The sequence below is a fragment of the Maribacter sp. HS genome (genome assembly GCF_048059195.1).
Classification (GTDB): Bacteria; Bacteroidota; Bacteroidia; order Flavobacteriales; family Flavobacteriaceae; genus Maribacter; species Maribacter dokdonensis.
The window spans coordinates 331,280-346,457 of the sequence record NZ_JAYLVV010000003.1 but is presented as its reverse complement, the minus strand read 5'-3'; the positions used below and the strand labels follow the sequence as shown (position 1 = coordinate 346,457).

Annotated in this window: 14 protein-coding genes; 6 read left to right on the top strand and 8 right to left on the bottom strand. The window is 35.5% G+C overall.

Going from position 1 to position 15,178, the window contains the following annotated elements; genetic code table 11:
- Positions 1–2: 2 nt before the first annotated feature.
- Entirely contained in the window at positions 3–602 is a 600-nt protein-coding gene (locus VBZ51_RS06565; protein WP_348111663.1) for a DUF4271 domain-containing protein, read from the bottom strand.
- Between the two features lie 53 nt (positions 603–655).
- Positions 656–2,293 carry an ArnT family glycosyltransferase gene (locus VBZ51_RS06560; protein WP_416576427.1) on the bottom strand — a complete coding sequence of 546 codons (1,638 nt, stop codon included), beginning with the start codon at positions 2,291–2,293 and terminating at the stop codon, positions 656–658.
- A 171-nt stretch (positions 2,294–2,464) separates the two neighbouring features.
- Here VBZ51_RS06560 and VBZ51_RS06555 point away from each other — a divergent pair, with 171 nt between their 5' ends.
- The 3 genes from VBZ51_RS06555 to VBZ51_RS06545 are packed head-to-tail and all read left to right on the top strand — an operon-like array spanning position 2,465 to position 4,964.
- Positions 2,465–3,193, top strand: coding sequence for a polyprenol monophosphomannose synthase (locus VBZ51_RS06555; protein WP_058104932.1), 729 nt, complete (start codon positions 2,465–2,467; stop codon positions 3,191–3,193).
- A 2-nt stretch (positions 3,194–3,195) separates the two neighbouring features.
- The gene (locus VBZ51_RS06550) at positions 3,196–4,533 is read left to right on the top strand and encodes a dihydroorotase (protein WP_074670252.1); all 1,338 of its coding nucleotides are present in this window, start codon (positions 3,196–3,198) and stop codon (positions 4,531–4,533) included.
- On the top strand, positions 4,530–4,964 hold the full coding sequence (locus tag VBZ51_RS06545; RefSeq protein ID WP_091608569.1) for a DUF4296 domain-containing protein: 435 nt from the start codon (positions 4,530–4,532) through the stop codon (positions 4,962–4,964). The genes VBZ51_RS06550 and VBZ51_RS06545 overlap by 4 nt, the downstream gene beginning before the upstream one ends.
- Here the strand turns inward: VBZ51_RS06545 and VBZ51_RS06540 are convergent.
- Positions 4,945–5,952, bottom strand: coding sequence for an NAD-dependent epimerase/dehydratase family protein (locus VBZ51_RS06540; RefSeq protein WP_416576426.1), 1,008 nt, complete (start codon positions 5,950–5,952; stop codon positions 4,945–4,947). The genes VBZ51_RS06545 and VBZ51_RS06540 overlap by 20 nt on opposite strands.
- Before the next feature lie 104 nt (positions 5,953–6,056).
- On the opposite strand from VBZ51_RS06540, the gene tyrS reads away from it, so the two are divergent.
- The 3 genes from tyrS to VBZ51_RS06525 all read left to right on the top strand — a co-directional run bounded on the left by tyrS (position 6,057) and on the right by VBZ51_RS06525 (position 8,505).
- Positions 6,057–7,352 (top strand): tyrosine--tRNA ligase, encoded by a 1,296-nt coding sequence (gene tyrS / locus VBZ51_RS06535; RefSeq protein ID WP_099190977.1) that lies wholly within the window; start codon positions 6,057–6,059, stop codon positions 7,350–7,352.
- 100 nt (positions 7,353–7,452) lie between these two features.
- Positions 7,453–7,986, top strand: a complete 534-nt coding sequence (locus tag VBZ51_RS06530) for a hypothetical protein (protein WP_416576425.1) — start codon at positions 7,453–7,455, stop codon at positions 7,984–7,986.
- 72 nt (positions 7,987–8,058) lie between these two features.
- A complete protein-coding gene (locus tag VBZ51_RS06525; RefSeq protein WP_286814888.1) occupies positions 8,059–8,505 on the top strand; it encodes a hypothetical protein in 447 nt (148 codons plus the stop codon).
- Positions 8,506–8,508: 3 nt separating this feature from the next.
- Here VBZ51_RS06525 and VBZ51_RS06520 read toward each other — a convergent pair whose 3' ends face one another.
- From VBZ51_RS06520 to VBZ51_RS06500, 5 genes are all read right to left on the bottom strand, one after another.
- Positions 8,509–11,034, bottom strand: coding sequence for a DUF3857 domain-containing protein (locus VBZ51_RS06520; RefSeq protein ID WP_416576424.1), 2,526 nt, complete (start codon positions 11,032–11,034; stop codon positions 8,509–8,511).
- A gap of 79 nt (positions 11,035–11,113) precedes the next feature.
- Positions 11,114–12,091, bottom strand: coding sequence for an acyl transferase (locus tag VBZ51_RS06515; protein ID WP_416576423.1), 978 nt, complete (start codon positions 12,089–12,091; stop codon positions 11,114–11,116).
- Positions 12,092–12,164: 73 nt separating this feature from the next.
- Positions 12,165–12,488, bottom strand: coding sequence for a T9SS type A sorting domain-containing protein (locus VBZ51_RS06510; protein WP_058104941.1), 324 nt, complete (start codon positions 12,486–12,488; stop codon positions 12,165–12,167).
- 178 nt (positions 12,489–12,666) lie between these two features.
- On the bottom strand, positions 12,667–12,975 hold the full coding sequence (locus VBZ51_RS06505) for a T9SS type A sorting domain-containing protein (protein WP_058104942.1): 309 nt from the start codon (positions 12,973–12,975) through the stop codon (positions 12,667–12,669).
- Positions 12,976–13,123: 148 nt separating this feature from the next.
- Positions 13,124–15,178, bottom strand: a complete 2,055-nt coding sequence (locus VBZ51_RS06500) for a hypothetical protein (protein ID WP_416576422.1) — start codon at positions 15,176–15,178, stop codon at positions 13,124–13,126.

Sequence of the window (15,178 nt, the reverse complement as noted above, 5' to 3'; positions counted from 1 at the left end):
CACTATTTTAGAAAGCTTCCCATAATAACTAAGGGTGCAATTTCGAGTGCGCAAAGGTACAAAATAAAATAGAAAAAATAGCTGCTTATAAATTTTTGATAGTTGTTCAGAACTGTTATCCAACCAATTATATTGATAACTAAAAATAAAATTAAAGCTATGATTATGATAATTTTTGAGTCTATAAAAACATAAGCTAAAAATACGTTGGCAATAAACAGAATAATGCCAGAATAATTTAAGTAAGTTAATTTCTTAAATATCAGCTCGTTAAACGTATTGTATGAATTAAAAATGAATCCGTTAAAAAGCTGAGCCATGGTTTTTGTACCAATAAATAAGAAAACCCCTGCAAGTAGTAAAGGAAAAATATATGGGTTTTTTGCTTCGGTAGGATTAAAATAAGAACGCCAAATAAAAAAAATAAAAAGTGTAGAATTGATCACTTGAAACACGCTCATTAGAAAATGAAACCAATTAAACAGTTTTTCTTTCTTGGTGTACATGCTAATGTACTTGTTGTTGAACGGTAGTATTATAAAATTTAAAAAACGTGGATAATAGATGCTTTTTGCAATTATAGGGAACAAAAGACTAGCCATAAGGGTTATGGTAATCCAATCGGTTTGTCCAAATGTTCTTGCAATGGGTTCCATTATTTTACGGGAATTGGTTTTCCGTTTAGACCGTATAAAAGGTCATTTTCAGAAATCACAACCCTAAAGTAGCCAATATTTTCTGTTTTAGTTTTTGGTAGCTGAAATTTAAATACCGTAGTATCTTGTTTTTTCAAAGTTGTAATGTCATTAAGCAAAGTTTCTGGGGATATTCGTAAGGTTTCTAATGGATGTTTATAGTTATCCATGTACGTCACGGCAAATTTCAGTTTTTTAAGGTCTATGTCTTCTTTGTAAGGATTATATACTTTTAGGTCTATAGCCTTATCCGTATGCAATTTTACCTCATCATCTTCAATAATACAATCTAATTTGCGGTATGATTGAAAGTTAGAAATGTATTTACCTTTGTAGAGTCCGCCATCTTCTCTTGTATAGGTAAATGCAGGGTTGTTTAAATATTTAGAAACATAGGCAACATCTTTACCGCGCACTTGCTCTTCTGTATCGTTTATAGAATATTGATTTTTACGGTACATAAAGTTGTTTAAGGAAAACGTAGGTGTGCCATTTGTATAAAATGAATACATGGGGGCGTTTCTGTACGAGTTTTCAAATACTACCGGTATGTTACCAACCTCATCTTCAATGGCTTTTGCCCATTCTTTATTGCCGTGGCTTTCATAATAGAAATTAAAGAGTAAGGGCTGGTAGGCAAGTCCCATTCTCAAGTAAAGTACTAAAACGGTATTGATGAGTCCTAATCTAAAAATCCAGGTTAAGGCTTGTTTGTTTTGTAGCATGTAGTTAAAAGCAATAACTACAAGAGGTATACAGACAATGATGATCCATTGTGTTTGTACTCTTCTATTGAAGCTAGAAATAAAAAAGAAAATCAAAACTCCGTAAGTAAGATATATTAGAGCTTTATTAAAGAGATCGTTGCCTTTGGTTTTAAAAAGTGCCTTATAGATAAAAGGAAAAGTTAGACCAAAGATAGCAACCAAGTTTACGAGAAAACCTAAAGTGTATTTTTCAAAACTATAAGCCGCATTGGGGCGTTCGTATAAATGATATTTAATGGATACAAAATCATTTTCATAAAGCCAGTAAAAATGAGGGGCATAACAACCTAATGCAACTATGACCGCTAACCAAGCATATTTGTTGGTAGTAAGTTTTAGGTTTGATAATAGCACAAAGAAAATTACCAAAACGGCATGATACTTACTGTACATTAACGCGGCCATAAAAACACCCATTAAAATGGCCAGGCCCCAAGTGTTTTTTTTGATGAAATGCTTATATGTCAACAAAAAACAACTTGTAAAAAATAAGAGAGGCGTATCTGGTAGGGTGAAAAAACCGTAGGCATTTAGCAGTGTCATGGAAAAAACCAGAACAAAATAGTGGGTAATGTAATCGTTCTTTTTTGGATTGTCTATCATTAACCACAGTAGAATAATATTGACGGCAGAAAGAATGCAGCTCATAAAGCGTACGCCAAGCTCACCATTAAAAAAGAAACTGCTGAGTTTTACTAGTAGGGCCACCATGGGTGGATGATCAAAATAGCCCCATGCCATTTTTTGGCTGTAATACCAGTAGTAAGCTTCATCAAAAATGAGTTGCGTAAAACTAGATTGAACAAGGTTTAGAATGAAAATTGCAGCCAAAAAAAAATAAAACTGCTTGGGTATTTTAGTCAACATTTGCATAAAGTACTAAGTGGTAAAATTACAAATTTAAGACTACCTACCTAGTTTAAATATTTCATAAAGATATTGTAGGCCATTTTAAGACGACTTTTAAAACCTTACTTTTGTCCAAACACCTAGAATTATCTTATGTCCAGTAGTATAGTAATCATACCTACTTATAATGAAATAGAAAATGTAGAGGCTATAATTAGGGCTGTATTTGTGTTGCAGAAAGAGTTTCATGTACTTATAGTAGATGATAATTCGCCAGATAAAACAGGAGATTGCGTTCGTGGACTGCAAGAAGAGTTTAAAGGAAGACTCTTTTTAGAAACTAGATTGGAGAAATCTGGTTTAGGTACTGCTTATATTCACGGTTTTAAATGGGCAATTGCAAAAGGCTACGATTATATTTTTGAGATGGATGCGGATTTCTCGCACACTCCATCAGACTTGTTAAGGCTTTTAAAGGCTTGTGAGAACGGCGCGGATCTTGCAGTGGGGTCTCGTTATAAAAAAGGGGTAAATGTGGTGAACTGGCCTTTGTATAGGGTGTTGTTATCCTATGGTGCATCAATTTATGTAAAATTGGTCACAGGTATGCGGGTAGATGATCCAACAGCGGGCTTTGTTTGTTATAGGAGAGAGGTGTTAGAAGCTATCAACCTAGACTCGGTTCGTTTTGTAGGCTACGCATTTCAAATAGAAATGAAATTTAGGGCGTACTTAAAACATTTTAAGATAGAAGAAGTTTCCATTATTTTTAGAGATCGGGTATTGGGAAAATCAAAAATGAGCTCGTCTATCATTAGTGAAGCGATTTGGGGAGTGTTTATAATGAAAATGAGAAGTTTATTTCTGAAAAATAAGTTTTAAATATGGGTAAAATAGTATTGAAGAACGGTACAATTGTTAATGAGGGAATAGTACAGGAAAAAGATATTCTAATAGTTGATGATGTAATTTCAAAAATAGCCGATGATATTTCTGATGCGGATGCAGAGGTCATAGATGTTGCCGGTATGCATATTTTACCTGGGGTCATAGATGATCAGGTACATTTTAGAGAACCGGGCCTTACCCATAAGGGAACTATAGCAACAGAAAGTAGAGCGGCACTTGCCGGTGGTATAACTACGTTTATGGAGCAACCCAATACTACGCCGCAAACAACTACCATAGAGAAATTGGAAGAAAAGTTCGCAACTGCATCAAACTCGGCGTTTGCAAATTATTCTTTTCTATTTGGGGGTACCAATGATAATTTAGAGGAATTAAAAAGACTTGATAAGAATGCCTGTTCGGGAATAAAGTTGTTCTTAGGTTCTTCAACGGGCAATATGTTGGTAGATGATGAAAAAGTCATTGAGAACATATTCAGTAATACAGAGATGGTCATTTCTGCACATTGTGAAGATGAAACGACTATACGTGAAAATCTTGCGAAGTACAAAGCGGAGTACGGTGATGATATTCCGGTAGAGATGCATCCTATTATACGAAGTGAAGAAGCATGTTATTTGTCTTCATCAAGAGCAATTGCATTAGCTAAAAAAACAGGGGCAAGGTTGCATGTGTTTCATTTGTCTACCGGAAAGGAAACTGATCTGTTCCGTAACGATATTCCGTTAGAGCAAAAGAAAATTACGGCAGAAGTATGTATACATCATCTTTGGTTCTCAGATGCTGATTATGCAAATAAAGGAACACTGATTAAGTGGAACCCAGCGGTTAAAACTGCTAAGGATCGTGATATGCTCTGGAATGCCTTGCTAGATGATAGAATAGATGTAATTGCAACAGATCACGCACCTCATTTATTAGAGGAAAAAAACAATGTTTATACTAAGGCACCTTCTGGCGGACCATTGGTACAACATGCCTTGAACGCAATGCTTGAAAAGGTCAAGGACGGTACCATTACCTTAGAAAAAATGGTACAGAAAATGTGCCATAATCCTGCAATATTGTTTCAGATAGAAAAACGAGGGTACATTCGTGAAGGCTATTATGCAGATTTGGTAGTAGCTAATTTAAATAGCCCTTGGACGGTAAGTAAAGAAAATATCGCTTATAAATGTAAATGGTCTCCTTTTGAGGATACTACGTTCTCATCTAAAGTGGTACATACTTTTATCAACGGTCATTTGGGATATAGCAATGGTGTATTTTCTGAAAAACGAAATGCAAAAAGACTTACATTCAACAGATCATGAAACAGTTTCTATTTCTAACGCTGGCGGTGGTGTTATTTTCTTCTTGCGCGGAGGAACTTATTGAAAAACCGGATAATTTAATACCAGAAGATAAAATGGTCACCATAATTAAAGATATGGCCATTGTTAATGCCGGTAAAGCTACAAATCTTAGTAAGCTAAGGGAAAACGGTGTAGATCCAACGTCTTATATCTTTAAAAAGTATGAGATCGATAGTGCACAATTTGTAAATAGCGACAGGTATTACGCATCTAAACCACTGGTTTATGAAACTATGTACAAACAAGTGGAAAAAGAATTGGAAGAGCAACGATTAAAATTGGAAGCAGAAAAAAAAGTACGTGACAGTATGAACCAGGCAGAGAAGGTTAAAAAAAATATTGACCTTAAAGAGAAAGACTCAACGTTGATCAAGAGTGTTCAGCAATAAATAGCTTTGATGAAAAAGTAATCTGCTCGTCCAAGCTCTCAAAATCGGTATTTATGACCTGTTTAATTTTTGAGTTGTTGAAAATACTAGGGTGTTTTAAACCGTAAATGGTATTTTTAGTAATGGTTCTGTTGCTACCGGTAAATATTGTTTTTAATTTATCCAGTATTCTTCCAATATTCAATTGCCAAAACTTAAGTGGTTTTGTGGGAGGTCTTTTTCCCATGGTCAAAGCAATTTTATGCAGTACGTCTTTATAAGAAAGGTTTTCGGCCACTAGAATATAACGCTCACTATGAATATTAGAATTCATTAAAGTCGTCATTATCGTTACAACATCTGTAACGCTAATAAAACCAGAACCTCCAGGAGGATAGTAGTTATAGCCTTTAGATGCTGTTTTGAAAAAAGAACCGCTGCCGGAATCCCAAAATCCCGGACCAAGAATTACGCCGGGGTTTACAATGACCACATTTAAATTTTCTTGGGCGCCGCGCCATACTTCCATTTCTGCAAGGTGTTTTGTAATGGCATAAGGGTTGGCGTTTTGTCGGGTCCAATCGGTTTCTTCGGTTGCGGTTTCTCCGTTGAGTGTTCTTCCAATAGTACCTATGGTACTTACGTGGCATAGCTTGTTGATACCCGCAGCAATACAAATGTTTACAATATTGGCGGTACCTTCTCTATTAACTCGTTCCAATTTTTTGAAATCAGAAGGGTCAAAAGAAATGAATGCGGCACAATGATATACTTGGGTGATATTAACAATTGCATTTTCTAAAGAGGGGATATCTAAAATATCGCCCTGGATCCATTCAATTTGGTTGAAAAGGGTAAGGGAGTCATCCGTGTAATAACTAAAGATTTTTTTTACTTGAGAAATTTTGTCCGCAGATCTATATAAAGCCCTGACCGCAATATTTTCCCTTGTCAATTTCAGTAGCAAATGCGACCCCACCAAACCTGTGCCTCCTGTGACTAATACCATAATTCAAATTTAGGAAATACAGGTGGATAAATTCATGCTTTAAACTTCTGTGTACTGGCAAGAATTCCATTTATATTTGCAGTTCAATTAAAATTAAGCAAGAAATGACAAATTTTGTCAAAGAATTACAGTGGCGCGGTATGTTGCATGATGCAATGCCAGGAACAGAAGAACATTTATTGGAAGATATGCAGTCTGCTTATGTGGGTATTGACCCTACGGCAGATTCTTTACATATAGGTCATTTGGTGGGCGTAATGATGTTACGTCATTTTCAATTGGCAGGGCATAAACCTTATGCATTGATCGGTGGCGCTACGGGTATGATCGGTGATCCATCTGGTAAATCTGCAGAACGTAATTTGCTTGATGAGAAAACGCTACGTCATAATCAAGAGGCATTAAAAGAGCAATTATCTCGTTTCTTGGATTTTTCAGGAGACGAAGAAAACGCTGCGGTATTGGTCAATAACTATGATTGGATGAAGAACTTCTCGTTCTTGGAATTCATTAGAGATGTCGGTAAGCATATTACCGTAAATTATATGATGTCTAAAGACTCTGTAAAGAAACGTCTTTCAGCAGAATCAAAAGAAGGCATGTCCTTTACGGAATTTACTTATCAATTGGTACAAGGGTATGATTTTCTTCACTTGTATAAAGAGCATAACTGCAGCCTTCAAATGGGAGGTAGTGATCAGTGGGGCAATATAACCACGGGTACGGAATTAATTAGAAGAATTGCCGGTGGTAAGGGGTATGCCTTAACCTGTCCGTTGATTACAAAGGCAGACGGTACTAAATTCGGTAAGACAGAAGGTGGTAATGTATGGTTAGATGCGGAAAGAACATCACCTTATAAATTTTACCAATATTGGTTGAATACCTCAGATGAGGATGCGGATAAGTACATTAAAATATTTACTTTCTTAGATCAACAAGAAATAGAGGAATTAATTGAGCAGCATAAAGAAGCACCACATTTAAGATTACTTCAAAAGAGATTGGCAGATGAAATTACCGTAATGGTACACTCCCAAGATGATCTTGATAATGCGGTAAGGGCCAGTCAAATTCTGTTCGGTAAATCTACGGCATCGGATTTAAAGGGGCTGAACGAAAAAACGTTTTTGGATATATTTGAAGGTGTACCTCAAGCGGAACTTTCTAAATCTGAGTTGGCAGACGGATTGGATATGATAGGTGCATTGGCTGCTAAAACAAATTTCCTGGGGTCAAATGGTGAAGCAAGAAGAGAATTGAAACAAAATTCTATTTCGGTAAACAAAGAGAAAGTTAAAGAAGACTTTTTAATTACTGAAGATGATTTGATCAATAATAAATTTGTGCTTTTACAAAGAGGAAAGAAGAATTATTTTGTACTGGTTTTCAATGACTAAATGAAATCTTTTTTTTGGTATGGAATAATTCTTTAAGTATCCCCTTAGTTATTAAAATAATTAAGGGGATACTTCGTTAATAAGCATAAACCCCTGAATTATGATCAAGAAGTATATTTCCATTATCTGTTTATTTGCCATTTTTTCTTCATGTGACAAATTAGATGAACTTACAAAGTTTGATATGGAATATAGTCAAAGTGCTACCATACCATCTTCTGCGGGCATAGATTTACCTTTTGATGTTTTTACGCCAGAAATGGAAACGAACTCAGAATCTACTTTTGAAGTAAACGATACTAGAAAAGATCTCATAGAGGAAATTAAGCTCACCGAGTTAGAATTGGTGGTCATCTCTCCTGATACTGCAGATTTTAGTTTTTTAAACTCTATAGAGGTTTATATTTCGGCAGATGACCTAGAAGAAATTAGAATAGCTTACTTAGAAGAAGTGCCTGAAGATGCAGGCAATGTAATAACATTAGATACCTCTGATGCTGATTTAAAAGAGTATATCAAGAAAGATCAATTCAGTCTAAGGTTAAATACTGTAACCGATGAATTAATGAGTACCGATCATGAATTGGAGGTTAATTCTACGTTCTTTGTAGACGCCAAAATTTTAGGTCTTTAATAATTTAAGATTGCCTTAACGCAACGTTATGGACACTAGGGTATCTTGTAATTACTTACAAGTCTTGGTGCTATGAGAAATTATACAATTTATATTTTGTTAATAGTTACATTGGCTTCTTGTGCCAGTGATGATGATTATGGTTTAGCATCTACACAATTTGTGTTTTCAGAACAAAAATGGGTGTTGACACAGATGTCCGGAAGTTTCCAAAATTCTGAAACTAAGGGCGAGGATATGGAGTGGCAAGAATATTATATTTTCTCTCCAGAAGGTACTTTTGTAAAATCTAGAACTGTTGAAGAAGAGGTAATGGAGGCAACCGGAAGTATTGAGGTTTTAGAATACGATGACGATCCAAATCATTATTTAGAACTCACTTTTGAAACAGGGAAAGAGTTAGCCGGTAACTGTACGGGCGATAATAAAGAAATACTGATCTACAGAAGTTCAACTGAAATTTCTAGTTTATGGATGGCCTGTGATGGTCCTGGGTTAGATTATCAACTGGTCAAATAATTGTTATTGCACAGTATTTTTAATGAATGATTCTGCTGTTATGGATTTGCTTTTGTTGTAAGTTGTAACAAAAGTATGTTTGACCCGATCAGAATATAGAAAATATGGTATCCAAATAGCGGCAGATAATGCAGCCCTAAAAATATCAGAACCAACAGTTGGGTCCGGTATACCAAATTGATTCAATAAAAAACTTTCCAATAAAATGATAACTAGGTTGCAACCGTAGAAAATCATCATCATAATTGGTGTACAGGTTCGTTTTTTAAATAGCAGAATTATAGTAAGGATTACGAATACTAAAAATGTAAAGTTGTAAAAAAGTTCCATACCTAAATACAACTTTAAAAAGCCTACATTGTCATAACCAGCATATTCAAAGCCTTCCCAGATACTATTGTTAAAATATCCGGTGTCAAATATTTGAGCTAAGATGAGAATTGGAGTAAGAACTATACCGATAATGGGCAAAACTAACCACCCACCAAATGGTTGTGCAGGTAAAGTTGCAATTTCATTATTTGGGTTGAAATTTTTGTAAATTTTGAATGCAAAAAAAATGCTTATGGCAATAGCCGAAATTGCTATAAAAACTGAAAGCCAGCTAATGCCAGATGTGGCGGTGTTATAGGTATAGGTTAATTGAGTGCCAATATCTTCTCTTACCTTGTCAAGGCCGTTCAAAAATGTCTCGGTTTCTTTTGCGGGTACTATATCTGTTTTTAGTTCATAACTATAATCTATAGTGACCATATTACCGTTAACATTAATACTTTTCTTAAAGCTATAAAAATCATTATCTATTACAATGTCTTTTAAATCTATGTACCAAGGTTCTGGCATTAAAATACGGGTTACTTGGGTAAAGCTAAATGGTATGCCGGCATTGTAGGGCATATTTCTCTTTAATGAATTGTTGTAACTAACTAAACCATCTAACACCAAAGAATTGGTGTCGAAATAAATGGTTTCTTCTCCCTCAATTGTATTCCATAATTTTTCAATGGAATAATGCTCATTTGTTGTAACTATATTTTCATAAGGTCTTGTTTCGTCTAGTATGGTCACCTTTCCGCTAGAACTTATATTAGGGTAAAGGTTACTATAAAAACTTAAGTATTCTTTATTGATGTTTTGTTCGGTATTATTTTTAAAGTACGATCTTATCTCGTCGGCTTTACTACCAAAATATTCAGTTTTAACATCAAATTTTGCATTGCCGCCTATAGAATCCAATGTAATATCTTCTACTATATGGATCTTTGGTTTCGTAGAATTAGGTATTTCTTTAAGTTGGTTACTACCTTCTTTTAATACCAATCCAAATTTATAATTTGGCGTGGAAAGTCGATAAAGGTCTCCGCCTTGGTTGGCTATTGTAGGGTCTACAAAATACTCTTTGTCATCGTGTTCAAAATAGACGATACAATGATCAAAAATAAAGTGGTTAGGAGCAAATTCATTTAAATGTTCATTTGATCCACTGTCAACTAAGATTGGATAAGCGTCCACTCCTTGTTGTTGCAGTAATGTAGATAATAGCATTGATTTGTCTTTACAATCACCGTACCTGCGGTTCAATACATCATATGGTTTGTGCGGTTTAAATGCACCTACACCGGCCTCAAAACCTAAATATCTAATCTCATCTTGTACAAACCTGATTAGCTTTACAATGACATCTTGTTTAGAATCTAAGTTTTTGTCAATTGTAATAGGCAGCTTTAATGGCGTCCTTGGTATTTGGTAATGCGGTGTTAGCAATTCAGAAACATCTTTCCAGCTATTAAAAGTTGAAATGGAAATTCTTTTTTGCACGTTATACCAATACGGGGTATTGCTATCGTAAATTACAAATTCATTGCTATTGTTTTCCCAGGAATATTCTGTCCCAAAACTGGTATTTTCAATTTTAGGCTCATTGGCCCCATTTAATAATTTATAAAATATTGGGTTGTTTTTATCTGTTAAGATCTTACTGTATATTTTATTGACGGGTATAGTGTATTCCTCGTAAACTAAATTAGCGTAATTTCCTTTGTTTATAGGGTTGTAACCTTTTAAGGTGTAAGCATATTCAACGATATCACCAACTCTTATGTCCGATAGATTAATTACCGCAGTTAAGGAACCATCATATAATGAGCGCTCTAAATTGGTCTCTCTTTGGAAAGTATTAATAGTTGCGTTTTGTAGCTTATCTATTTTTTCACCATTACGAATAACTTGTATTTTGTGAAAAGCTATAGTTTGATATGCAGGGTCAAATACAGCATTTATGTCAGACATTTCTTGAATGCCTTCATTGTTTAAAATTTTAACCGCATAATGTATAAATTGCTCTTTTTGAACTAAATTATCCTGATAATCTAAAACCAGATATTTGTAAGCACCCTCATTATTAGGTTCTTTTTCTTCTTGGGATATAATTGGGGTTACCCAATTTGGAAGAGGTGTTTTTTTTACTTTTTGTGCATTAATAGTAATGCTGAATATTAGATGTATGAAGAGATAAGTATAAAGGCGCATTAACATTTATTTACCGTAAATATGTTAATACACAACGTCTTGGTTTTATAAAACGTATAATTAAAAATTATTTGAACAATTAAAGCACCATAAGGTTACAGCCACGTACATCACTATTATCAAATCTACCGATTATTTCAAAAGTACCATCATGATTGATTTTTCCAAGGTCTTGTGTGGCAATGAACGAGCAAGAATTGATATTGGCAAGGTCAATGACATTCATTCCGCCAGATTTACCGTTCTTTAAATACGTAAGCGGGTCTTCAGTGTCCCTTACCAAAATTTTCATCCAAGAAGGGCAATCAAAAACACCGTTACCTTTAGAGTAGGCTTGAGAAAGTAGTTCTGTCATTCCGTATTCAGAATGTATGTGTGGTACACCAAAACCTTTAGAAAGTAGTTCATGTAATTCTTGTCTTACGATTTCTTTTCGGCGACCTTTCATGCCTCCGGTTTCCATTACTACTGCATTCTTTAAGTCTAATTGATACTGCTCTGTAAACTCCAGTAAAGCAAAAGATACCCCAATGATCAATATTTTGGTATCTGTTTTTTGTAGCTCACCAAGTAGCTTATAAAGCTGTTCATATTCATATAGAAAAAAGCCACTTTTTGGGTGCTTTGATTTTTTGATCAAATCATCTGCCATATAGATCAGTGAAGATCCAGTACGTTCCAAATAAGAAGGTAAAAGGGCAAGCACACAATAATCTTCAATATCACCATAAAAATGATTGAATGCCTTTAAATAGCTTTCTTCATATAGGTTAAGATCGGTAACATGATGTTTACTTGTTTCACTTCCTGTAGTACCACTACTGGTAAAGGTTATTTCTGCAGCATCAGTTGAGCTGAGAACACTTTTAGATTTGAAAAACTCAATGGGCAAAAACGGAATCTGTTCTAAAGTTTGAACAGCATTGGGGTCTGTATTTAAATAGGAGCAAAAAGCTTTGTACACTGGGTTGTGCGTGTGTTGAAACTTAAAAATACGCAATGCATGATGTAAAAAATCATCTGCCGTGCGTATGTCAAAAATAGCATTGTGTTCCATGGTTCTTGCCTATGGGGACAAAGGTACTGAACCAAATTATTTTTATGTATTTGTACCGTAATTAAGTAAGCTTTTATTTCACTACGAGTTTACGGGTAATGGATTTGTTGTTTTCGGTCACTTGAACAACATATACGCCTGGTGAAAGTCTTGAAATATTCAATGCTTTGGCAGATAGTTTATCGGTCAATACTAATTCGCCAAAAACATCATATACTCTAATTTCCTTTAAAGAGTTCTGTTGCGTAGTAACATAAACAACATCTGCAATTGCCGGATTTGGGTATAATTTGAATCCGGTAATTTCATCATTGTCCAAGTTGTTGATGTCTATGGTGTCTTGGGCATATAAACCAACGGAGACTACCATAAATAACATTAAGTAGATTTTCTTCATTTTGTATTGATTTGGGATCAACACTACAAATGTAGATAGAAGTGTAACTGGTACACTGAAAATGTTGTGAAAGCTAATTTTATGTAGGTCAATGAAATAGCCTTTGCATTTCATCGTAAATATGTGTATTTAACCGATGGTGATTTGTTAGAAAAGTTGTGGGTAGTAGGGACTAAGCTTACTTTACGATCAACTTACGTGTACACATTTTGTCCTTTTCAAGAACACGTAATACATAAACGCCCGCATCTAAATCAGATAGATTTAACTCCTTGCCTAGGATGGTCGTTTTTAATAACAAGGTTCCAAAAACGTCATATATAAAAATTTCTTTTGGAGCGTTGAGATTGGTAGAAATGTAAACTTTACCTGTGGTAACCGGGTTGGGGTACATGGTAAAGCCACCTATATCACCATTGCTTTGGGTACTTTGCCCATAGCAGAAGGAAGTAAATATAAAAAAGATGATTAGGTAAAGGTGCTTCATACGCTACTACAATACAAATTGTATACCACAAATATATAAATATTGATGACTGAATGTCAATGTGGTAGACCCTTTCTTCTAAATTTTTCGATGAAATGCAAAAAAGCCCGCAAATTGCGGGCTTTTAAATAGAATATAATACTGTTAATTAATTGTCAGTTGCCCAAGCAAAAATTGCAACATCAACAGCAGTTCCGTTAAAAACGTCATCTTCAGTTGAAGTAAGAGCAGTTCCGTCAACAATTACATTTTCCAAAGGACCATTGTCCTTCATGTCAACATTGGTATCATAACCAGAAAGGCTTACGTTGGTTAAAGTAGCACCAGAAGTGGCTTTGAATTGTAATGCCGTACCACCAACAGTAGATACTGCTGTAAAGTCAATTAACTTAGGGTTTCCGTTAGCTTTATCAGCTTCCACAGCAGTTGAGAAACCTTCAACATTATGTAGAACGTAAGCGGTTATTACTGTACCGTTCCAACCTTCTGTCCAGTCAATAGAATCATCTTGGTTGTTTTCAAAGTATAAGTTTGAAGCCGAAACTGTGCCGCCAAAGAACTCAACACCATCATCTTCACCATCGATCATTGCAACGTTGTCAATAGTTGTTTCAGAACCTACAGCATAAAGCGTAAGACCGTTATACTGAGACTCGGCATTGATTTGTGCTCCTGCATTTTTAATAATCAAGTAGCTTATGGAACCAGAGTTGTCTGTATCGTTAGTACCACCGTATTTGAAATCACCAACTTCGGCAGTAGCATCTATACCTTCAGTAGTAGTTGCATCTCCTAAAATTACCAAACCTCCCCAATCTCCAGGGTTGTTATTGGTTGAAGTCATTACAACAGGATTCGCTTCTGTGCCTTCAATTACAATTTTACCTCCACGTTGCACAACGATGTAAGTTTCAGTTTCGTCACCAGACTCAACTTGTGCACTAATAGTTGTACCTGCAGGAATGGTTAGCGTAGCGCCATCCTCAACACTATAATTTTTTGATAATAGGTAGTTGATGCTTGCATCTAAGGTAAGGTCGTTGGTTAAGTTTCCTGTCAAAATGCTGCTCCCTACAGCTGCATCTGTATTTACCCAATCAAAAATTGCAACGTCTACAGTTGCATTTGCATTGTAGCTATTATCTGGATTACCAGCTTCGCCTTCAATGACAACATTAGCCAAAGGACCATCGTCTTTCATGTCTATAGAAGTTTCGTAACCACTTAAAGAAAGACCTGTAATGGTAGCGCCAGAAGTAGCTTTGAACTGTAAAGCCGTACCACCAACGGTTGAAACAGCGGTAAAGTTTATTAAACTAGGATTTCCGTTTGCTTTATCAGCCTCAACTGCAGTTGAGAAACCTTCTTTTGTATGAAGTACGTAAGCATTGGTTACAGTACCGTTCCAACCTTCTGTCCAGTCGATAGAATCATCTTGGTTGTTTTCGAAATATAAGTTAGAAGCAGAAACAGTTCCTCCAAAAAACTCAACACCATCATCATCACCGTCGATCATTGCAACGTTATCAATACTGGTTTCAGAACCTACAGCATATAATGTAAGCCCGTTATACTGAGATTCGGCGTTAATCTGAGCACCTGCATGTTTTATGATCAAGTAGCTGATTGATCCGGAATTATCGGCATCGTTAGATCCACCATATTTAAAGTTTCCAACTTCTGCAGTAGCATCAACACCTTCAGTAGTAGTGGCATCTCCTAATAATACCAAACCACCCCATTGACCTGCTTCGCCACCTGTAGATTGCATAATTACCGGCGCAGCAGCTGTACCCTGTACATCTATTTCTCCACCTCTTTGAACAACGATATAAGTTTCAGTTTCATCACCAGACTCAACTGTTGCATTAATAACAGTACCTGCAGGTATTATTAATTTACCCCCAGCTTCAATACTGTAGTTTTTTTCCAGTGTATAAGTTTTAGAGGCGTCAAGAGTTCTTTCTTCTGATAATTGTCCAGTTAAAGTAGTACTTTCTTCTGGGTTTGTTGCTTCGCATGCAGTACAAGAACCACCGCAATCAACTCCTGTTTCATCACCATTTTTTATACCATCGGTACATGTAGGGGCAACCGCATCTGGTCCATCATCTGGATCATTGTCGTCATTACTACAGCTAGCAAAAGTAATAGCTGCTGCTAGGGCAAAAACTTTTACAAAATTTCTTGTTTTCAATTTCAT